The organism is Bacillus toyonensis BCT-7112 (assembly GCF_000496285.1).
Classification (GTDB): Bacteria; Bacillota; Bacilli; order Bacillales; family Bacillaceae_G; genus Bacillus_A; species Bacillus_A toyonensis.
Genome location: NC_022781.1, coordinates 1,557,314 through 1,577,284 on the forward strand (window position 1 = coordinate 1,557,314; position 19,971 = coordinate 1,577,284).

A 19,971-nucleotide genomic window follows, 5' to 3' on the forward strand; every position below is an offset into this window, starting at 1 on the left:
TACCTATTCGACATAATCAGAAAAAATTTCCCAAGAAATTTTAAATTCATAGAGGATTGGTATGAATTATGTCGAAAATATAGTTTATCTAACATCCGATTATGTAATTTGAGATAAATTTGTAAGATTAATTTTCGGAATATTAGCACTTTTTATCAGGGGGCGTTTCTATGAAAAAAACTACATCTACACTACTGAGTATGGCGCTCGTCTTTTCCAGTTTTGGAGCTTTAAGCGCCCATGCTGAATCACTGCAAAAAGAGAAGCAATTTAGTCCACAGTTAAAAGCAAACATTACACAATGGGGAGAAAATAAAATTGCGCAAAATGTTGAAACAAAAACATCAAAAGAAATATCTGTCATTGTAGAATTGCAACATGCTCCACTCGCTTCACAAAGTAACATTCAACATGCTCCAGATTTACAAAATAATAATGCCCAGTCTTATCATGCGCAACTAAAAAAAGCACAAGAAGATACTACTAAGAAAATAAAAGAAAAAGCACCGAAAGCAACGATAAAAGAAACGTATAGTACGTTATTTTCTGGGTTTTCTATCTCTATTCCAGGGGATCAAATTACCGCTCTAGCTTCTTTACCTGAAGTAAAAGCAATTTATCCAAACTTAACATACAAATTACATGAAACGTCAAAAAGTCCGGCTAATCAAGAAACACCAAATATTGGAGGACCGACAGTTGGTGCGCCTGAAGCTTGGAATTCAAAAGATCCGACTGGCAAACCACTTGATGGAAAAGGAATGAAAGTCGCTATTATCGATTCAGGTGTAGACTATACACACCCTGATTTAAAAGCAAATTATATCGGCGGCTATGATACAGTCGATGAAGATAATGATCCGATGGACGGAAACGTACACGGTACTCATGTTGCTGGAATTATCGCTGGTAATGGAAAAATAAAAGGGATTGCTCCAAATGCCTCTATACTTGCTTACCGTGTCATGAATGATGGGGGTACTGGTACAACCGAAGATATTATTCAAGGTATTGAGCATGCTATTCAAGATGGTGCCGATGTTTTAAATCTATCTCTTGGTCAAGATTTAAATGTACCCGATCAACCTGTAACAATGACGCTAGAACGTGCGGCGAAACTTGGTGTTACTGCGGTCGTATCAAATGGAAATGATGGACCCAAACCTTGGTCTGTAGATGCACCTGGGAATGCAAGTAGTGTCATCTCTGTTGGAGCATCTACAGTTTCTATTCCATTTCCAACATTCCAAGTAGCTGGTTCCAATAAATCTTACCAAGGATTACCGTTATCAAAATCGGATTTCCAAGTAGGAAACGATGCCCAGCTTGTATATGTTGGATACGGTAATCCAAGTGATTACGCTAAACAAGATGTAAAAGGTAAGTTCGCGCTTGTCTTACAAGGGACTTCGAGCACGTTAGTAAAAGCAGAACAAGCAAAACAAGCTGGCGCTCTCGGCGTGCTACTAATTTCTAACGAAAAAGAAATTAATATTATGCCAGAATATTTTGGTCGTGAAGAAGTAGCTCTTCCTGTTATGCAGCTATCCAATACGAATGGCGAAGAGTTGAAAAGTTTAATTACAAAACGAAAGAAAAATATAAAAATTGGACAACCAAAACAAACAGAACTTATTGGTAATTTTAGTTCAAGGGGACCATCACAAGGAAGTTGGCTTATAAAGCCTGATGTTGTTGCACCTGGCGTACAAATTACAAGTACAGTACCAAGAGGTGGCTATGAATCTCACAATGGGACAAGTATGGCTGCGCCGCAAGTAGCTGGAGCCGTTGCTCTATTACGTCAAATGCATCCTGATTGGACGACAGAACAATTAAAATCATCTCTTGCCAATACAGCCGAAACATTAAAAGACGTAAATGAAAACACATATCCTGTTATGACACAAGGATCGGGCTTAATTAATATTCCAAAAGCAGTAAAAGCGGACGCATTAGTTACACCAAACAATGTAAGTTTCGGTCTAATTAAACCAAATAGCGGAAAAGTAAAATTAACACAAAATATTACATTACAAAATCTTTCTAGCAAAAAGAAAAACTTTTCAATTCGCATTGAACTATTAGATACAAAAACGAAAGTTCAAACTTCTTTCGCTTCTTCTGTGAGCGTAAAACCGAATAGTAACATAGAAAAACCTTTTACCATTACTGTGGATAGTTCTTTGCCACAAGGTGTATATACAGGGAATGTATATGTAAAAGAACAAGGTAAGACAGAAGAAATACGTATTCCATTTACATTTAGCATTGATCCAAAAGAATACAAACGTATTGATGGCCTTGAAATTGTTAATTCTACTTTCAGTCCAAATAATGACCAAATACTAGATGACAACCTTATCAATTACTATTTAGTTACACCCGTTGAGGATGTAACGTTTCACGCTAATTTAATTACGAAAGACCGAGTAACCTATCAAGGTATCGTTTATCAAGGTAAAAATGAAACACCAGGTTATAAATCTTTCAAATGGAATGGTACAAAAGTTGGTGGATCCCCTCTGCCTGACGGCTTATACCAAATTGAAGCTGTTGCTTCTAATTCTGGTGGAGAAACGAAACAAACAGGGGCTGTGTTTGTCGACCGCACTGCACCTAAATTAACACACGAAGTTGATCAAGAAAATCTCATAATTAGAGGGAAAGTAACTGATATACTGTTAGATTGGATGACAGAATCCGGATGGGTTGCTCCAGGGCATCCTGTCACGATACAGTATGAAATTAACGGGAATGGTACATGGGAAAATGCATTCCTGAACCATTGGGAGAAAAACTACGAAATTTATTTCGATCGTAGTCAATTACAGCAAGGAAAGAATACAATTCACATTGTAGCAACTGATGCCGCTGGAAATACATCTAATTTGAATGTTGATTTAGAAGTGAAATAATTAAATTATTGTTGACAATCTTTTAAAAATAGTTTTATAATACGAAACATAGTTTAGTTGAACGAATTATATATCGGCTTTGAAGGAATACTAGTAGCGACTTATATCCCTGTCTTAGAGAACTGATGGTTGGTGTAAATCAGTACATATACAAGCGTGAATTACAATTCTGGAGCTTCTTTCCCGTAGTGCACATAGTGCATGAAGAGGAAGACGGATCTTTCCGTTATCTTAAAGTGAGTGGTAAACAATTTTTATGTTTACAATTAGGGTGGTACCGCGATTTTTATCGTCCCTATCGGATTTTCCGATAGGGGCTTTTTTGCGTCCTTCCCTTTTATACAACTTCATATATACGCATTGAAAGAATCGCAGTAGTATATTATATCCCTGTTACAGAGAGCTAGTGGTCGGTGGAAATTAGCACATATATAAGTACGAATTACAATTCTGGAGCTTCTTTTTCGTAGTGCTTTTATGCATGAAGGAAAAGACGGAGTTTTTCCGTTATCATGAATTGAGATGTAAGTGTATTTTCACTTACAAATAGGGTGGTACCGCGATTCTTTCGCCCCTATCGGATGTTCCGATAGGGGCTTTTTCTATTTCTCAAAGAAACAAATGTTAAATAATTCCGAATCTTATGATAAAATTTTATAAGCGCTTACAATTTGAAAGGGGGTGATATAAGCTATACGAAACTCATATTCAATTTTATAGAAAACAAGGAGGATGTCTAAATGACAAAGAAAATAGAAATCCCATCGCATTTAAAACCATTCGTATCCACACAACATTATGATCAATACACACCGGTGAATCACGCTGTGTGGCGTTACATTATGAGACAAAATCATAGCTTCTTAAAAGACGTTGCCCATCCAGCCTATGTGAATGGACTACAATCATCTGGTATTAATATAGATGCAATTCCAAAGGTAGAAGAAATGAATGAATGCTTAGCACCAAGCGGCTGGGGAGCTGTAACAATTGATGGCCTTATTCCTGGCGTCGCATTTTTCGATTTTCAGGGGAACGGATTACTACCAATTGCAACAGATATTCGTAAAGTAGAAAATATCGAGTACACACCAGCTCCAGATATTGTACACGAAGCAGCAGGACACGCACCGATTTTACTTGATCCTACATATGCAAAATATGTGAAACGTTTTGGACAAATTGGTGCAAAAGCTTTCTCTACAAAAGAAGAACATGATGCATTTGAAGCTGTTCGTACATTAACGATTGTCAAAGAAAGCCCTACTTCTACTCCTGATGAAGTTAAGGCTGCTGAAAATGCTGTAATTGAAAAACAAAACTTAGTTTCTGGTTTATCAGAAGCTGAACAAATTTCACGTCTTTTCTGGTGGACAGTGGAGTACGGATTAATTGGAAATATTGACGATCCAAAAATTTACGGTGCTGGTCTTCTTTCCTCTGTCGGCGAAAGCAAACATTGCTTAACAGATGCTGTAGAAAAAGTTCCTTTCTCAATTGAAGCTTGCACAGGGACAACTTATGATGTGACAAAAATGCAACCACAGCTATTTGTTTGTCAATCATTTGAAGAGTTAACTGAGGCGCTTGAGACGTTCTCTGAAACGATGGCATTCAAAACAGGTGGCACAGAAGGATTAGAAAAAGCAATTCACTCCGAAAATCATGCCACAACTGAGTTAAGTAGCGGATTACAAATTACGGGCACATTTACAGAAACAATTAAAAATGATGCCGGCGAAGTCATTTACATGCGAACAAGCTCTCCAACTGCATTAGCAATTCATAATAAGCAGTTGGCAAATCATTCTACCTCTGTACACAGTGATGGATTCGGGACACCGATCGGATTACTAAATGGTAATATCGCACTAGAAGATTGTACAGAAGAAAAGTTACATTCATTAGGCATTACAATTGGAAACAGCGCAGATTTTACTTTTGCAAGTGACATTCATGTAAAAGGAACAGTAACTGATATTGTAAAGAATGATAATAAAATTGCCCTTATCTCGTTTATAGATTGTACAGTTACTTATAAAGATCGTTTACTATTTGATGCTTCATGGGGCGCATTTGATATGGCTGTTGGCTCACAAATCACTTCAGTATTCCCAGGTGCCGCAGATGCAGCAGCATTTTTCCCAATGGATGAAGAAGTTCAAGAAATTCCTGCTCCACTTGTACTGAATGAACTTGAACGTATGTATCAAACAGTTCGAGATATTCGAAGTGAGGGGATTTTACACGACGCGCATATCGATCAATTAGTAGCAATTCAAGAAGTATTAAATACATTTTATGCGAAAGAATGGCTGCTTCGCCTTGAAATATTAGAATTACTTTTAGAGCATAACAAAGGGCATGAAACATCTGCAGCATTACTACATCAACTTTCTACTTTCACAACTGACGAAGCTGTAACACGCCTTATTAACAATGGTCTTACGTTACTTCCAGTAAAGGGTGTGAGAAATGATGCTAAGATTAACTGAAGAAGAAGTTCGCGAGGAGTTATTGAAGGTAGATAAATGGATGGTAAAAGATGAGAAATGGATTGAACGAAAATATATGTTTTCCGACTACTTAAAAGGAGTCGAATTTGTCTCTGAAGCCGCCAAACTATCAGAAGAACATAATCACCATCCATTTATCCTTATCCAGTATAAAGCAGTTATTATTACTTTGTCATCTTGGAATGCAAAAGGTTTAACGAAACTAGATTTTGAGCTTGCAAAACAATTTGATGAACTATTTTTACAAAACGAAAATGCAATTATAAGAAAATAAAAAAAGAGAAGCCTTTTTAGGCTTCTCTTTTTATTTTGAAATGGATACAATGTCCAAATGGATCCTCGACTTGTAATATTCCATCTTTGTACGTAGCAATTTTGCCAATATTTTTTAAGCTTTCACATACTTGCTCTTTTTGTTTTTCATCCGCTAGTACAATTGTGAAATATTTCAAACCAACAGAACCTGGCATTTGCGGTGGTACCCCTTCACCTTGCCACGTATTTAAACCGATATGATGATGATAACCACCTGCTGATACGAACAACGCTCCATTACGAGCTGGGATCGTTATTTCAAAACCAAGACCATCAACATAGAAACGTTTCGCTTCCTCTAAATCAGCTACATGGAAATGAATATGCCCCATCACAGTACCATCTGGAAATCCATTCCATGTACTTCCTTGCTGTAATAATTCTTCACCAGCTAACGGGTTACTAACAAATGGGAGTTCTCCATTCTCATCACGCCAAACTTCTTTTTGTCGATCATGATAAATTTCAATCCCGTTTCCATCTGGATCAGCTAAATAAAGAGCTTCACTAAAGTAATGATCGGCTCCACCATGTAGTGGATATACCATCTCTACAAGATGACGAAGAACATTCGCTAAATCCTGCCTACTTGGTAATAAAATTGCGTAATGATATAACCCTGTTCTTGCTCTTTGCTTCGGAAAAGCTTCTTTCTTTTCTTCAATGATAAGAAGTGGTTCATCATTTTCATTCCCAAATGTAACGACTGCTTCTTCTTCTTTTAGCACCTTCATACTTAGTACTTCCGTATAAAACTCTAGTGATTTCTTTACATTAGATACGTATAAATGAACAACATCAAGTGTTGTATCGGGATGAAGTTGAAAACTCATCTTGTTAGCCCCCCCATTTAAATTAGTTCTTCTTTGACATTTTTTCTTTTAAGAAATTATCTACAAAACCATCAGCTTTTGCAACAAATAAGTATGCACCCATTGCTAATAATGCAAGTTCTAATTCGAAACCAGGATTTTTTCCATCTCCCAATAAACCAGCTGACCATTTCACTTTTACGATTGCCCCAACCATAACAAGTGCAAATAATAATCCAATATATCTTACACCTAAACCTAGAATTAATAATAGGCCTCCAACTAATTCAAATGTTGCTACACCGTATGCCAGTCCTCCTGGTAAACCAATGCTTGTAAACCATCCTGCAATATTGTCAATTCCTGATTGGAATTTTGTTAAACCGTGCATAAAGAACGTTACCCCTAACACGATACGAATAATTAAGTTACCAATATGTTGATTCATTTCTTTCTCTCCTTTATAGTTTTCTTATACAAAACTTTTATTCACATTACAAAACATACACTAATTTTTTTTATTCGTCAATTCATTTTCATTGGGAAAAAATATATTTTTTTTGCTATGATACAAATAGTTGTTTACAAAAAGGAGCTTGATTTTATGAATATTGGTTCTGCAATACGTGAAATTCGTCAACGTAGAGGCATAACAATTGCACAAATTTGTGAAGGAACAGGTCTTTCTAAAGGCTTTATGAGTCAGGTTGAAAATAATAAAACATCACCATCTATCTCAACGTTAGAAACGATCTCAAATTTTTTAAACGTTCCCCTTCCCTATTTATTGTTAGAACAAAAAGATCGATTGAAAATTGTTAAAAAAGAAGAACGAAAATACAGTGTATACGGCAAAGATGAGCAAAGAATTGAACATGTTGCGGAGCAAGGTGGCCTTCGCCTGAATCTCGTAGAAATTCCTGCCGGGTTTCCGAAAGAAAACTCACCAAATGCCCATGAAGGTGAAGAGTGTCATCTTGTATTACGCGGAAAGCTAGAAGTTCAACATGGTGAAGATATTGCAATTGTAGAAGAAGGTGATTCTTTCTCTTGGAATGCATGCGTTCCACATATTGTTCGTAATGTAGGAAAAGAATCCGCACTATTACTTATCTCTAGTCATGCGGAGAATCGAAAACGCGTTTACTAATCAATAAAAAAGAAGCCTGCTTCAAACAGGCTTCTTTTTTATTCTCGTATAATCCCGTAACTTGTCCCAACTAGCACCGTCTTTTCATGTTGATTGCGATAAACTGATTCGATTGAAACTTTTTTATACCCTTCCATTTGCTCTATATTTGTTAAAGTTAATTCACAAGTAATCGTATCCCCTGTAAAAACTGGTCTAATAAACTCACTTACTAATTCTCTTGCTATGTAATGTAACTCTTCGCCTACTTTCGTTCCAATGCTAGCAGTCAATAAACCATGAACCATTAATCGGCCATTCTCATCATATTCCATATGATGTCTCCCTTTATCACCTGTAATATTTGCAAATTCGAAAACTTCTTCCTCAGTAAATCTTCTTTCATATTTAAATACTTCCCCAACTTTTATACTCATTTTTATCCCCCTAATAATAAACTGAATTTTCTTTCATTTTATCATGAAATGAGTCTTAATTCATTTTCTATTACAAAAAATAATTAGAAATACTTATAACTGTATTTCTTTACTTTTCACCCATTTACCGATGACCATCTCTTTTTGCGATTTGGTATCCATAATACGCACATGTACCATTTCTGGATAACTCTCTAACTTCAAATCCACAACTTCTATAAAAATCAAAATTGTTCGCAGATGTATGTGCAAACCAATCACCATGGGGAAGCTTTTGTAAACAAAGAGCTACAAGTTTCTTACCCAATCCTTTCCCCCTATACTCACACTTCACAACCAAATTTACTATGTTAGCAACCATCATTTGATCAGAAATCACTCTAACCATCGCAACCATTTCTTCTTCATCCCAAATTGTGAAAGCCCATGTTGAATTTTCAAATGCAAGCGTAAATTTTTCAATTTGCCAAGAAGGGATATTATCATTACTCCAACCGGCATCTTCAAATAAAGTTTTAATTGCATATGCTGGTACTCCATTCGTTCCTTCACGGATAATAAGCCCATTATGGTAAATATACATGTAATCCCCCCTTTATTTTTATATACCATTCTTCAAAAGATGCAATTTACCTTTTTTCATCCAACTCGCTTAATCGAATAAACAAGAACATCCATCCCCTGAAATGAAGTTGTTTTCTCATAACTAAGCCCTGTTTTTCTAGCAACAAATATTGAGGCGGGATGGTTCGGATTAATAAGAGAAATTAATTTATTCATTTGTAATGCTTGGAAACCGTAGTCTCGAAATGCCGCAGCTGCTTCTTTCGCATACCCTTTTCCCCAATACTGAGGAAGTAACCAATAACCAATTTCAATTTCCTCTTTTCCATCTATCTTCTGCTTTACTAGTCCCGCATGACCAATTCGTATTCCCGTTTCCCTTTCAATCATTACAAATAAACCGAGACCATTTTTATAATTAGGAATTACCCACTCCTCCAAGCTTTTTTTGCATTGCATATATGTTTTTAACGTTCCATTTCCAATATAGCGCATTACCTTCTCGTTTCCCCATAGTGAAGCGTAGAACTGTAAATCATCCATTGTATATTTGCGAACTTGTAAACGATCTGTATGAAACATTTCTGCACTCCTTCCCACTAATGTGTTCTTTATTTCACGACCATATTTTACATATATAATAAGTATTACTACCTATTATAAATGAACGAAACAAAAAATGCAGAATGTTCATTCTTTTACCCGATAAAAAAAGCAGTAGACAAATATTGTCTACTGCATCCATATCATAACTAGTACAAAGAAAACTACAATTGAGGGGGGTGTAGGATTTTCAAATATACTAGATACTTATCCCGTTCTAACGGGCGGTAAACTTTTCAATTATTTGAAAGTGAAAAGTTTACCGCACATAAGAACTTTTGCGGTCATTAAGAGAGCACTGTTAAGTAATCAAACACACGCTGTGCTTTTTCTCCACCCATTCGCGCATGTTGAAGAAGGGAAATACCATGTGGGCCAGATGCACGTAATGCTTCTGGTTGTGCTACTAAAATAGCTTGTACAACTTCTAACTCTCCAAGCATAGCTGCAGCAAAAATATCCATGCGAGCACCCTTTTCCAGTAAATAAAGAGCAATATCTTTACGACCTACATGTGCCGATGCTCCTAAGGCACTTTCCCAATCTGATCCGCCCCAATTGTAAGAGGCATGAAGTAAGCTGGGCGATTCAACCAACAGTTCCTGTACTTTTTCTAAATTTCCGTGAGCTGCCATAACAAATTCTCTTACTAACTCAGTGGTAATACGCTCTTCTGTATGCATCGCTCTTCTCCTTTTTTAGAAATTCGTTTCGGTGTAAAAAATGGTTTGTCACTTCCTTGAAAAATATCCACTTCTATACCAAATACATATTGAAACATTTCATGACATAATACTTCTTCTGGTACACCGTCATACTGAATCTCCCCTCGCTTTAATACGAGTAAACGATCACTATATTGAGTAGCTTGGTTAATGTCATGTAAAACCATTACAATTGTCATACCAAACTCCTCATTTAATCGTTTCACAAGTTCCATTACTTCCAACTGATGAACGATATCTAAAAAAGTTGTTGGCTCATCTAATAATAAAACATTCGTGCGTTGTGCTAGCGTCATTGCAATCCAAGCACGCTGCCTTTCTCCTCCTGATAAAGATTGTAAAAGACGATATTCATACCCTTCAAGATTTGTAACAGACAATGCCCAATTAACAATTTCTTCATCTTCTTTATTTAAGCGAACACTCCATGATTTATGGGGGCCTCTTCCAAATTCAATTAATTCTTTCACTGTTAAATCTAATTGATGATCATGCATTTGTGGTAACATCGCTAATTGCTTCGCTACATCGGCACTCTTCATCGTATGAATATTTTTCCCATCTAAAATGATTTCCCCTTCGCTTTGTTTAAGTAGCCTTGCCATTAAACGAAGCAAAGTAGATTTCCCCGATCCATTCGGTCCAATTAAACTAACAACTTCTCCAGCTTTAATATGTACATTCGTATTTTGCATTTGAAATCTTTCAGAATGTGCGTAAAACACTTTTTCAACGGAAATCACGTTGTTTTCCTCCTCTATGAATTAAATATAAGAAGAACGGACCACCTAAGAAGGATAATAAAATACCAACAGGCAATTCGATTGGATCGAACCAACTTCGAGCTATCGCATCCGCAAAAACAAGTAATACCCCGCCGCCAAGGCATGATAGAGGCAGCAAATATTTATAATCATTTCCAACTAATAAACGTAGCATATGCGGTACAACAAGACCGACAAACCCAATAAGTCCAGAAACACTAACTGCTATTCCAGCTAATAATGTACTTACTACGATTAAATAAAAACGACTTTTTTCCACGTTATGTCCTAATAACTTTGCCATTTCATCTCCAAGCATTAATACTCGAATATGCTTAATACCAAAGAAGGCTAATATAATAGCAAATATCGCATAATAAATAATCATATTTAAATGTGCCCAGCTTACACCACCAATGCCACCAGCTAACCACGGTAAAACAGATTGTACTTTGTCACTATGTAATAACATTAATGCTGACGTTGCTGCACCAATCAATGCATTAATCGACACACCTACTAAGACAATTCTTGAAGGTGGTGCCCCTTTTTGCCATGATAAAGCATAGATGACCATTGCTGTGATGAAAGCTCCTAAAAACGCCCCTAGCGGTAAAAAAGCCATGTGCTGAGGAAATAAAATCATAATTATAATTGCTACAAGACCCGCTCCAGATGAAACCCCGATAATACCAGGGTCTGCAAGAGGGTTTCTCATAACCCCTTGCAATAATGCACCTGATGTCGCTAAACACGTTCCTACTATAAATCCAACGAGCACCCTTGGTATACGAAGATCCCATACAATTCGATGAACTATCGAACCTTCATCTTGCATCCCTGTTAGGATGTCTCGTAAAGAAAAGGATAAACTTCCCGCGAAAAGACCGTAAAAAAGACCTAGAATCGTTAATACGACTAAAATAACTGCTATTCCCCATCTTTTTTTCGCAAAAGGATGTTCCTTTTCTCTTACTACTTCATTACTCTCCATACTTATCATTTCCTTACATCTTGTATACTTTTATACATAAAGTCCATAGCTTCTGTTACTTTTGTTCCAGGATTTGATCCAAATAAGTCTGGTGGTAAAATAACTACACGATTTTGTTTTACTGCATCTAAATTTTTCCACGCTTCATTTTTCATCATTTCGCCTTCAAATGCTTTTTTCACGCTATTCGGGTCTCCGTGTGTAATTAAATAAATTACATCTGGATTCGCCTCAATAATACGTTCTACACTTAGCTGTGCATATTGCGGATATTCTTTCATTTCTGGAAAACCAGCTGCAATATTTTTTCCGCCCGTTTTCTCTAAAATGTCACCTGACAGAGATGTTGGTAATGCTGCTAAATAAGTTCCTGGTGCTCCATACACTAGCAATGCTTTCACATCACTCTTTTTCTCATATTTCTTCATTTGATCATTCATTTTTTGATTCAGTTCTTTTGCTTTATCTTCTTTCTTCATTACTGCTCCGTATATTTCAATATTCTTTTGAATATCTTGTACAGAATTTGCAGTAGAAATGACTACTTTCGTCCCTTGACCTTCAACCGTTGGAACATTCTTTTGGAATCCATTGTTAGCAACAAGTACATCTGGCTTTAAGCTAGCAATTTGCTCAAAATTCGGCTGATGTGCATTCCCAATTACTTGCGCTTTCTTTAACTCCTCCGGAAGAGTTAATTTCGTATCTGGACGACCTATAATCTTTCCGTCTAAAGCATGAATAATATCCATATCACCCATACTTAATGTTGCAAAGCTCTCTGGTGTTTTATCGAATGTTACCTTTCTGCCCGATAGGTCGGTAATTTCGATTTTTTCTTTTCCTTTTTCTGTTTTGGTTGCAGACGCTTTGTCGTTTCCCTTTGCATTGCAACCTATTAATAAGAAAAAAACAGATAAAATCGCTGTAAATAGCGTAATAGACTTTTTCATTCTTCCACCTCTAATTGATAATGATAATCATTAACTACTATTCTACTTTAATTGATAAGGATTATCATTGTCAACAAAAACGCATACATTTTCTTCAAAAAAAACAAAAAGCGCTACAAAAAGATCCTTTCTTTTTGTAGCGCTCTATTTAATACTATTACTCACATTCATTTTCCTCCAACTGGTCACGCATCACTTTTACACGCTGAAAGAAAAAGAACGATAAACTTAAAAATATAACGATGCTCCCCATCATAACAAAAAATTGTATCGTTTCTTTTGCTCCATTCGGAATCAATAAGCCAACCATTAACAATGTGCTTACAGCGAGAAGGATCTGTCCGAACCGAGTATAATCTTCTATTTTCCCTTGTAATTCTTTCATCATATTCTCACTCCTCCATTTCACTGTATCATATTCTATGAAACTGAAAGACAAGTAAATGCAGCCATTCGGGGAGATGTTTTCCAAAAGAAAAAGAGCCGCTTAATTGCGACTCTTTCCTATCTATTCCACACCTTTATATGCTTCCATATAAATTTCTTTCAACTCTGAAATGAGCGGTAATTTCGGATTGGCTGTTGTACATTGGTCTTCAAAAGCCCGTTCTGCTAATACTCCAACAACCTCTTCAAATTTCTCTTTATCGACTCCTTGCCCCATAATACTCATATTAATATTCAAGCTTTTTCCAAGCTCAATAATTGCTTGGACAAGTGATTCCACCCCTTCTGCTGCCGAACTTGCTGGAAGCCCGAGCATTCTCGCTATATGTGCATATCTTTCATCTGCCACAAAGTACTCATATTTTGGGAACAATGCGTGTTTTCTTGGCTTAATAGCATTATAGCGGACTACGTGCGGCATTAGAATGGCATTTGCGCGTCCGTGCGGAATATGGAATTCTGGTCCAATCTTATGTGCTAAGCTGTGATTAATACCGAGGAAAGCATTTGCAAATGCCATCCCTGCAATTGCAGAAGCGTTATGCATTTTTTCTCTTGCTTCTTCATCATTTCCATCTTTATATGCTCTCGGTAAATATTTGAATACGAGATCAATAGCTTTTAATGCTAATCCATCTGTATAGTCATTTGCCATAACAGACACATACGCCTCAATTGCATGTGTTAAAACATCCATACCAGTATCTGCTGTTACATGTGGTGGTACTGTCATTACAAATTGCGGATCAACAATCGCTACATCTGGTGTTAATTCATAATCTGCAAGCGGATACTTTATATTATTTTTCTTATCTGTAATAACCGCAAATGGTGTCACTTCTGACCCTGTTCCTGATGTTGTTGGAATGGCAACAAACTGCGCTTTATTTCCTAATTCCGGATATTTACATGTACGTTTTCTTATATCTAAAAATTTCTGTTTAATGCCATAGAATGATGTTTCTGGATGCTCATAGAATAACCACATCCCTTTTGCCGCATCCATAGCTGAACCGCCACCAAGTGCAATAATTACATCAGGCTTAAAGCTTCTCATCATTTCCGCACCTTTAAAAACAGTTTCATCTGACGGATCTGGCTCGACCTCAAAGAACACTTCAACTTTCACATCATTTGCATGCTTACGTAAATAGTGCGTAACTGTGTCTACATAGCCGTGCTCAACCATTCCTGGATCCGTTACAATAAATGCGCGTGAAATGTTAGGCATATTTGCTAAATACGCCGTAGCATGTTTTTCAAAATAAATTTTTGGTGGCAACTTGAACCACTGCATATTCTTTTTTCTATTTGCCAGCCTTTTTATATTTAATAAATGAGTCGCTGTTACGTTTTGAGAAACTGAGTTTTTCCCGTATGAACCACAACCAAGTGTAAGCGATGGAATAAACCCATTATATATGTCACCTATTCCGCCTTGTGATGAAGGTGCATTTACAATAAGACGGCAAGCTTTCATACGTAAACCAAATTGTTTTTGTACTTCTTTATTTGTAGAATGAATGACTGCTGAATGCCCTAAACCTCCAAGATTCAACATTTCTTCGCAATATGTAAATCCTTCTTCTAATGAATTCGCTTTTACACAAGCTAATACTGGGCTCAGTTTCTCACGAGATAGTGGATACGCTGCCCCAATTCCTTTAATTTCAGCTACAAGTATTTTTGTATGTTCAGGCACAGTCATCCCAACTAATTCGGCAATATACTGTGCAGATTTCCCTACAATATCACTATTTACTGCACATGTATTTTCATTTATAACGAGCTTTTCTAATTTCTTTCTCTCTTCCTCTGTTACAAAGTAACAATTATTTGCAATCATTTCTGTTTTAACATCATCATAAATTTCTTTATCGATAATGATTGCCTGTTCCGATGCACAAATCATACCGTTATCAAATGTTTTCGATAAAATTAAATCATTAGCAGCTCGTTTTACATGTGCTGATTTCTCTATATAACACGGTACATTACCAGGACCTACACCTAGTGCTGGTTTACCAGTAGAATAAGCCGATTTCACCATACCAGCGCCTCCAGTTGCTAGAACGAGTGCGACACCATCATGGTTCATTAATTGTTTCGTCGCTTCGACAGATGGTCTTTCAATCCATTGAATACAATGCTTTGGCGCACCCGCCTTCACCGCTGCATCATATACTGTTTTGGCCGCTGCAACGGAACAATTTTGTGCAGAAGGATGAAATGCGAAAATAATTGGATTTCTCGTTTTTATCGCGATTAATGCTTTAAACATTGTTGTTGACGTTGGATTCGTTACTGGCGTTACTCCAGCTACTACACCGACTGGTTCCGCAATTTCTATTATTTCTTCATGAGGATCTTCATGAATAACTCCTACCGTTTTATCTTGCTTTATACTATGCCAAATATATTCAGTGGCAAAAATATTTTTTATGCATTTGTCTTCATAGACACCACGGCCTGTTTCTTCAACAGCCAATTTTGCAAGCGACATATGTTGATCAACACCTGCTAGTGCCATTTCATGAACAATGTTGTCAATCTGTTCTTGTGTAAAACTTTCTAATGCTTGTAAAGCTTCTTGACCGTTATTTACTAACGTATCAATCATCTCTTTTACCTCTTGCATTTCATTTACAACTTTCTCTTTGACTACCATGTAAATTTCCTCCTATTCTGTTATCACGGTCTTTATAAGTCCCTATAGGTCATAATAAGTCCCGATTAGCGAAAAAAAATAGAGTTACCGTCCTACATGAATCCCATTGTTTGTGAAATATTTCACAAGTTTATTCGTGAATAACATTTCATGAATTCAATATACATGAAATCATTTCATTTGTGTATGTCTAATTTGTGAAATATTTCACAAATAAACATAATAAAAATGCACTGCTCCACATTAGCAGTGCATTTTTATTATGCTAGCGCTTGTGCTAAATCTTCAATTAAATCTTCACCATCTTCAATTCCGACAGAGATACGAATTAATGTATCTGTAATTCCTAATTCTTTACGACGATCTGCTGGGATTGATGCATGTGTCATTTGAGATGGGATAGAAATTAAACTTTCGACTGCTCCTAGGCTTTCAGCAAGTGTAAAGTATTGCAGTTTCTCAAGTACTTTATTTAATGTTTCCTCACTATCTACATCAAATGAGATGATAGCACCAAATCCGTTTGCTTGTTCTGTTGCTAATTCATGGTTTTGATGTGATTCAAGGCCTGGATAATATACTTTATTTACTTTTGGATGATTATTTAAGAATTCAGCAATTGCGCGTGAATTCGTTTCATGTTCTTCCATACGAATTCCTAACGTTTTTAAACCGCGAAGTAGTAAGAAGCTATCTTGTGGTCCAAGAATACCTCCCGTTGAGTTTTGTACAAAGTGAAGGTCTTCTGCTAGTTGTGGGCTATTTACCACTACTAGACCTGCAACTACGTCACTATGACCTCCTAAATATTTCGTTGCACTATGAAGTACAATGTCTGCTCCTAAAGAAATCGGCGACTGCCAATATGGCGTCATGAATGTATTATCAATAATTGTTAATAAATCTTTCTCTTTAGCAAGAGTAGATATTTTCTTAATATCAGTAATTTTTAGTAGTGGATTCGTTGGTGTTTCCACATAGATCGCTTTCGTATTTGGACGAATTGCTTCTACAACTTCCTCTAAGTTTGTTGTATCTACAAATGTATGCTCAATACCGAAGCGGTTTAATACTTTCGTAATAACACGATACGTTCCCCCATAAACATCATCTGTTAAAATAACGTGATCACCTTTTGAGAACAACATAATTGTTGCTGTAATAGCAGCCATTCCCGAACCAAATGCAAATCCAGCATGACCGTTTTCTAATACGGCAATCATTTCTTCTAAAGCTGCTCGTGTTGGGTTGCCTGTACGTGAATATTCATATCCTTGATGCTTACCAACTGCTTCTTGTTTATACGTACTTGTTTGATAAATCGGTACGTTTACAGATCCAGTTGAAGGTTCTCCTATGCGAATACCATGAATTAACTTTGTCTTTGCTCTCATTTTTTATTCCCATCCTTTGTATATGTCTTTACTTAAATAGCGCTCACTACTATCAGGAAAAATCGTTACAATATTTGTACCTGGTGTTGCTTTCTCTGCCTCCAGTAAACTTGCATGAAATGCTGCTCCTGAAGAGCTCCCAACTAAAAGTCCTTCTTTTTGCGCTAATTCTTTTACTCGTAAAAATGCATTTCGATCAGAAATCGTATGAATTTCATCAAAATAAGATGTTTTCAAAAATGGTGGAATAAATTCAAGACCAATTCCTTCTGTTTCATGTGAACCAGCTTTACCACCATTTAAAATAGATCCTTCTGGTTCTACAATAACTGTTTTAATATCTATATTTTTTTCTTTCAAATAAGATGCAGTTCCCATGAATGTACCGCCGGTTCCTGCTCCAGCAACAAATATGTTAATCTCTCCATTCAATGCATTCCAAAGTTCAGGACCTAATGTTTTGAAATAAGCACGTGGGTTTGCTTCATTCGCAAACTGACTTGGAGAGTATGAATTCGGTATTTCATTTACTAACTCTTTTGCTTTTGCAATTGCTCCGGTCATTCCTTGCTCAGTCGGTGTATGCACGACTGTTGCGCCTAGCGCTTTCATTAATTCTTGTTTCTCAATACTAAATTTCTCTGGTACACAAACAATAACGCGTAAATCATGTTCTAACGCTGCAAGTGCCAGTCCAATACCAGTATTTCCAGCAGTCGGTTCAATAATTGTTCCACCCTGCGTGACAAGCCCTTTTTCTAGCGCGTCTTCGATTAATTCTCTTCCTAAACGATCCTTAACGCTTCCGCCTGGGTTATAAAATTCAAGCTTCGCAAATAAACGGACCCCTTCTGGAAGTGAAAACCGAGTAATTTCTACAATTGGTGTATGACCAATTAACTCATGAACTCCACGATATACATTCATCGTGTTCTCCCCCTTATTTGCCAATAAAGAAAAGGCAACTGTATGTATTTTCTTTATATGAGACAGTTGCCTTTTTGTTACATTACTTTAACTCTTCTAGTACTTTTACGATAAAGTTTGTAGAATGAAGGGCTGCTTGATCTAAAAATTGATCAAATGAAACATTTGATTCTTTACCAGCAATATCAGAAAGTGCGCGGATGATAACAAATGGAACTTCGTATTGGTGGCACACTTGTGCAACAGCTGCCGCTTCCATTTCTACTGCATAAAGATTTTCAAATTTATCACGAATTGCTGCAACGCGGTTCGGATCACTCATAAATGCATCCCCTGTTGCAATCATACCTTTTACAACTTGAATATTCTCTTCAGCTTGCATACATTTCTCAGCTAATGCAACTAATGCCTCATCAGCTTTAAATCCAGGTGGCATTCCTGGTACTTGACCATATTCATAGTTAAATGCTGTTACATCTACGTCATGGTGACGAACTTCTGTTGAAATAACTACATCTCCAACATTTAGAGAATGATGGAATCCACCAGCTGAACCAGTATTAATTACTTTTTCAGGCTTATATTTTTCTAATAAAATTGTCGTTGACATCGCTGCATTTACTTTACCAATACCAGACTTTAACAAGATTACTTCATGTCCTGCTAATAGTCCTTTCGTAAATTCACAACCCGCAACCGTTTCTGTTTTTGCTTGTTCTAATTTGTCACGTAAAATACGTACTTCTTCTTCCATTGCTCCAATTACAGCAATTCTCAATCTAATCCCTCTTTCTATTGCTTAGTTGCCTCCATTACCCAAACGAAATGATTTAATCTCGTAAACGTTACATGGAAGCCATTGTTTTCAAATATAGTCTGCATGATCGGAATACGTGTATAGTATTCCGTTTGCAAATCGTTTGCTAACTGGTGAAAACCTCTTTGTTTTGCTGTTTCAACAGTTTTATCATATGCATCTTGATCTGCAAATATCGTATCAGCAAACACTATTTTACCACCTTTGTTTAGCAATTGACTATACTTCGCAACAGCTACATTTTTTTCATCATCTGTTAAATGATGAAATGCATAGGTGCTTACAATGGTATCAACTGAATTCGGAACTTCAAACGAAAGAAAATCACCTTCTGTAATAGAAAATTCCTTTGGCAATTTCTCTTTTGCAATCATGCGCATTTCACGCGACGGTTCTATACCGTAAACTGTACGACCGGCAAGTAATAATTTATTTGTTAAATTGCCAGTACCAACACCAAATTCTAATACGTTACCAAATGACTTGTTAACTACATCCTCTAAAATGTCCTCATAATGGGCGAAAACTTCTTTATATTGTATATCTTCGCCTTGTACGAATGAGTCGTACGTATGAGCCCACTCATCAAATAAACCATTAAATTCTGTGCCCATAAAAATTCCCCTTTTTCTTATCGGTTTTATCAGTATGATATTCCCTCTTTCTAAAAATGTCAATTGAAATGCACGTGGTATTTCCTTCTTTTCTTTGTTACACTGTAGTTGATTACATAGGAGAGGGGGCATCTTCATGTCATTTACCTTTGAAATGTTAGAAGATAAAATAGAATTTTTTGAAGCGGGAGACTTAGCTTCCTTAGAAAGAAAAATTAGTGAACAAATTGATAATAATAAAGCACTTATGCTTGAAGTTCATCACATCTCGCATCAAATGGTTATGGATCCCGAAAGCAAAAGACCGTATTACAGCGCGGTTGTTCATTTTAAATTAAAGAAATTATGCTAACTAAAAAAGAGAAGCTCCTAGG

The 19,971-nt window shown here is 36.5% G+C and carries 20 protein-coding genes and 2 other annotated features; of the genes, 5 read left to right on the top strand and 15 right to left on the bottom strand.

From position 1 onward, the window contains the following. Positions 1 to 170 precede the first annotated feature (170 nt). The 3 genes from BTOYO_RS08045 (at position 171) to BTOYO_RS08055 (ending at position 5,708) form a co-directional block, all read left to right on the top strand. The gene (locus BTOYO_RS08045; RefSeq protein WP_000754141.1) at positions 171 to 2,918 is read left to right on the top strand and encodes a S8 family serine peptidase; all 2,748 of its coding nucleotides are present in this window, start codon (positions 171 to 173) and stop codon (positions 2,916 to 2,918) included. 70 nt (positions 2,919 to 2,988) lie between these two features. After that, positions 2,989 to 3,218, top strand: a binding site (T-box leader). 51 nt (positions 3,219 to 3,269) lie between these two features. Further along, positions 3,270 to 3,497: a binding site (T-box leader), on the top strand. A gap of 161 nt (positions 3,498 to 3,658) precedes the next feature. Beyond that, complete coding sequence (locus BTOYO_RS08050) at positions 3,659 to 5,413, top strand: aromatic amino acid hydroxylase (RefSeq protein ID WP_000162268.1); 1,755 nt, start codon at positions 3,659 to 3,661, stop codon at positions 5,411 to 5,413. Continuing rightward, entirely contained in the window at positions 5,394 to 5,708 is a 315-nt protein-coding gene (locus BTOYO_RS08055) for a 4a-hydroxytetrahydrobiopterin dehydratase (protein ID WP_000979552.1), read from the top strand. Before BTOYO_RS08050 ends, BTOYO_RS08055 begins: the two co-directional genes overlap by 20 nt. Before the next feature lie 16 nt (positions 5,709 to 5,724). On the opposite strand, the gene BTOYO_RS08060 is transcribed toward BTOYO_RS08055, so the two are convergent. After that, the gene (locus BTOYO_RS08060) at positions 5,725 to 6,582 is read right to left on the bottom strand and encodes a VOC family protein (RefSeq protein WP_000009834.1); all 858 of its coding nucleotides are present in this window, start codon (positions 6,580 to 6,582) and stop codon (positions 5,725 to 5,727) included. A 22-nt stretch (positions 6,583 to 6,604) separates the two neighbouring features. Then, complete coding sequence (locus BTOYO_RS08065; protein ID WP_001071553.1) at positions 6,605 to 7,009, bottom strand: DoxX family protein; 405 nt, start codon at positions 7,007 to 7,009, stop codon at positions 6,605 to 6,607. 156 nt (positions 7,010 to 7,165) lie between these two features. Between BTOYO_RS08065 and BTOYO_RS08070 the strand changes: the two genes are divergently transcribed. Then, positions 7,166 to 7,711, top strand: a complete 546-nt coding sequence (locus tag BTOYO_RS08070; RefSeq protein ID WP_001020691.1) for a helix-turn-helix domain-containing protein — start codon at positions 7,166 to 7,168, stop codon at positions 7,709 to 7,711. Between the two features lie 38 nt (positions 7,712 to 7,749). Here the strand turns inward: BTOYO_RS08070 and BTOYO_RS08075 are convergent, their stop codons facing one another. The 13 genes from BTOYO_RS08075 to BTOYO_RS08135 all read right to left on the bottom strand — a co-directional run bounded on the left by BTOYO_RS08075 (position 7,750) and on the right by BTOYO_RS08135 (position 19,597). After that, the gene (locus tag BTOYO_RS08075) at positions 7,750 to 8,127 is read right to left on the bottom strand and encodes a hotdog family protein (protein ID WP_000025016.1); all 378 of its coding nucleotides are present in this window, start codon (positions 8,125 to 8,127) and stop codon (positions 7,750 to 7,752) included. Between the two features lie 124 nt (positions 8,128 to 8,251). Further along, positions 8,252 to 8,710: a GNAT family N-acetyltransferase gene (locus BTOYO_RS08080; protein ID WP_000276121.1), complete on the bottom strand. Its 459-nt coding sequence runs from the start codon at positions 8,708 to 8,710 to the stop codon at positions 8,252 to 8,254. 56 nt (positions 8,711 to 8,766) lie between these two features. Beyond that, positions 8,767 to 9,273 (bottom strand): GNAT family N-acetyltransferase, encoded by a 507-nt coding sequence (locus BTOYO_RS08085; RefSeq protein ID WP_000469138.1) that lies wholly within the window; start codon positions 9,271 to 9,273, stop codon positions 8,767 to 8,769. A 308-nt stretch (positions 9,274 to 9,581) separates the two neighbouring features. After that, a complete protein-coding gene (locus BTOYO_RS08090; RefSeq protein WP_000556701.1) occupies positions 9,582 to 9,977 on the bottom strand; it encodes an ankyrin repeat domain-containing protein in 396 nt (131 codons plus the stop codon). Next, complete coding sequence (locus tag BTOYO_RS08095; RefSeq protein ID WP_000626364.1) at positions 9,944 to 10,762, bottom strand: ABC transporter ATP-binding protein; 819 nt, start codon at positions 10,760 to 10,762, stop codon at positions 9,944 to 9,946. Before BTOYO_RS08095 ends, BTOYO_RS08090 begins: the two co-directional genes overlap by 34 nt. Then, positions 10,749 to 11,777: a FecCD family ABC transporter permease gene (locus BTOYO_RS08100; RefSeq protein ID WP_000445395.1), complete on the bottom strand. Its 1,029-nt coding sequence runs from the start codon at positions 11,775 to 11,777 to the stop codon at positions 10,749 to 10,751. The genes BTOYO_RS08095 and BTOYO_RS08100 overlap by 14 nt, the downstream gene beginning before the upstream one ends. 5 nt (positions 11,778 to 11,782) lie before the next feature. Continuing rightward, a complete protein-coding gene (locus BTOYO_RS08105) occupies positions 11,783 to 12,730 on the bottom strand; it encodes an ABC transporter substrate-binding protein (protein WP_000748483.1) in 948 nt (315 codons plus the stop codon). Between the two features lie 157 nt (positions 12,731 to 12,887). Continuing rightward, the gene (locus BTOYO_RS08110; RefSeq protein ID WP_033657341.1) at positions 12,888 to 13,115 is read right to left on the bottom strand and encodes a YrhC family protein; all 228 of its coding nucleotides are present in this window, start codon (positions 13,113 to 13,115) and stop codon (positions 12,888 to 12,890) included. A gap of 123 nt (positions 13,116 to 13,238) precedes the next feature. Then, positions 13,239 to 15,845, bottom strand: coding sequence for a bifunctional acetaldehyde-CoA/alcohol dehydrogenase (gene adhE / locus BTOYO_RS08115; protein ID WP_000260456.1), 2,607 nt, complete (start codon positions 15,843 to 15,845; stop codon positions 13,239 to 13,241). A gap of 260 nt (positions 15,846 to 16,105) precedes the next feature. Next, complete coding sequence (locus BTOYO_RS08120; RefSeq protein WP_001201921.1) at positions 16,106 to 17,239, bottom strand: bifunctional cystathionine gamma-lyase/homocysteine desulfhydrase; 1,134 nt, start codon at positions 17,237 to 17,239, stop codon at positions 16,106 to 16,108. Positions 17,240 to 17,242: 3 nt separating this feature from the next. Further along, complete coding sequence (locus tag BTOYO_RS08125) at positions 17,243 to 18,166, bottom strand: O-acetylserine dependent cystathionine beta-synthase (RefSeq protein ID WP_001103866.1); 924 nt, start codon at positions 18,164 to 18,166, stop codon at positions 17,243 to 17,245. Between the two features lie 82 nt (positions 18,167 to 18,248). Then, positions 18,249 to 18,944 carry a 5'-methylthioadenosine/S-adenosylhomocysteine nucleosidase gene (gene mtnN / locus BTOYO_RS08130; protein WP_001217043.1) on the bottom strand — a complete coding sequence of 232 codons (696 nt, stop codon included), beginning with the start codon at positions 18,942 to 18,944 and terminating at the stop codon, positions 18,249 to 18,251. Between the two features lie 14 nt (positions 18,945 to 18,958). Continuing rightward, a complete protein-coding gene (locus BTOYO_RS08135) occupies positions 18,959 to 19,597 on the bottom strand; it encodes a class I SAM-dependent DNA methyltransferase (protein WP_000536326.1) in 639 nt (212 codons plus the stop codon). 136 nt (positions 19,598 to 19,733) lie between these two features. On the opposite strand from BTOYO_RS08135, the gene BTOYO_RS08140 reads away from it, so the two are divergent. Further along, complete coding sequence (locus BTOYO_RS08140; protein WP_000010978.1) at positions 19,734 to 19,949, top strand: YrzA family protein; 216 nt, start codon at positions 19,734 to 19,736, stop codon at positions 19,947 to 19,949. Positions 19,950 to 19,971: the final 22 nt, after the last annotated feature.

Coding starts and splice junctions, on each gene's coding strand:
- BTOYO_RS08045 (WP_000754141.1), top strand. CDS start 171: ATGAAAAAAACTACATCTACACTACTGAGTATGGCGCTCGTCTTTTCC.
- BTOYO_RS08050 (WP_000162268.1), top strand. CDS start 3,659: ATGACAAAGAAAATAGAAATCCCATCGCATTTAAAACCATTCGTATCC.
- BTOYO_RS08055 (WP_000979552.1), top strand. CDS start 5,394: ATGATGCTAAGATTAACTGAAGAAGAAGTTCGCGAGGAGTTATTGAAG.
- BTOYO_RS08060 (WP_000009834.1), bottom strand. CDS start 6,582: ATGAGTTTTCAACTTCATCCCGATACAACACTTGATGTTGTTCATTTA.
- BTOYO_RS08065 (WP_001071553.1), bottom strand. CDS start 7,009: ATGAATCAACATATTGGTAACTTAATTATTCGTATCGTGTTAGGGGTA.
- BTOYO_RS08070 (WP_001020691.1), top strand. CDS start 7,166: ATGAATATTGGTTCTGCAATACGTGAAATTCGTCAACGTAGAGGCATA.
- BTOYO_RS08075 (WP_000025016.1), bottom strand. CDS start 8,127: ATGAGTATAAAAGTTGGGGAAGTATTTAAATATGAAAGAAGATTTACT.
- BTOYO_RS08080 (WP_000276121.1), bottom strand. CDS start 8,710: ATGTATATTTACCATAATGGGCTTATTATCCGTGAAGGAACGAATGGA.
- BTOYO_RS08085 (WP_000469138.1), bottom strand. CDS start 9,273: ATGTTTCATACAGATCGTTTACAAGTTCGCAAATATACAATGGATGAT.
- BTOYO_RS08090 (WP_000556701.1), bottom strand. CDS start 9,977: ATGCATACAGAAGAGCGTATTACCACTGAGTTAGTAAGAGAATTTGTT.
- BTOYO_RS08100 (WP_000445395.1), bottom strand. CDS start 11,777: ATGGAGAGTAATGAAGTAGTAAGAGAAAAGGAACATCCTTTTGCGAAA.
- BTOYO_RS08105 (WP_000748483.1), bottom strand. CDS start 12,730: ATGAAAAAGTCTATTACGCTATTTACAGCGATTTTATCTGTTTTTTTC.
- BTOYO_RS08110 (WP_033657341.1), bottom strand. CDS start 13,115: ATGAAAGAATTACAAGGGAAAATAGAAGATTATACTCGGTTCGGACAG.
- adhE (WP_000260456.1), bottom strand. CDS start 15,845: ATGGTAGTCAAAGAGAAAGTTGTAAATGAAATGCAAGAGGTAAAAGAG.
- BTOYO_RS08120 (WP_001201921.1), bottom strand. CDS start 17,239: ATGAGAGCAAAGACAAAGTTAATTCATGGTATTCGCATAGGAGAACCT.
- BTOYO_RS08125 (WP_001103866.1), bottom strand. CDS start 18,166: ATGAATGTATATCGTGGAGTTCATGAGTTAATTGGTCATACACCAATT.
- BTOYO_RS08135 (WP_000536326.1), bottom strand. CDS start 19,597: ATGGGCACAGAATTTAATGGTTTATTTGATGAGTGGGCTCATACGTAC.
- BTOYO_RS08140 (WP_000010978.1), top strand. CDS start 19,734: ATGTCATTTACCTTTGAAATGTTAGAAGATAAAATAGAATTTTTTGAA.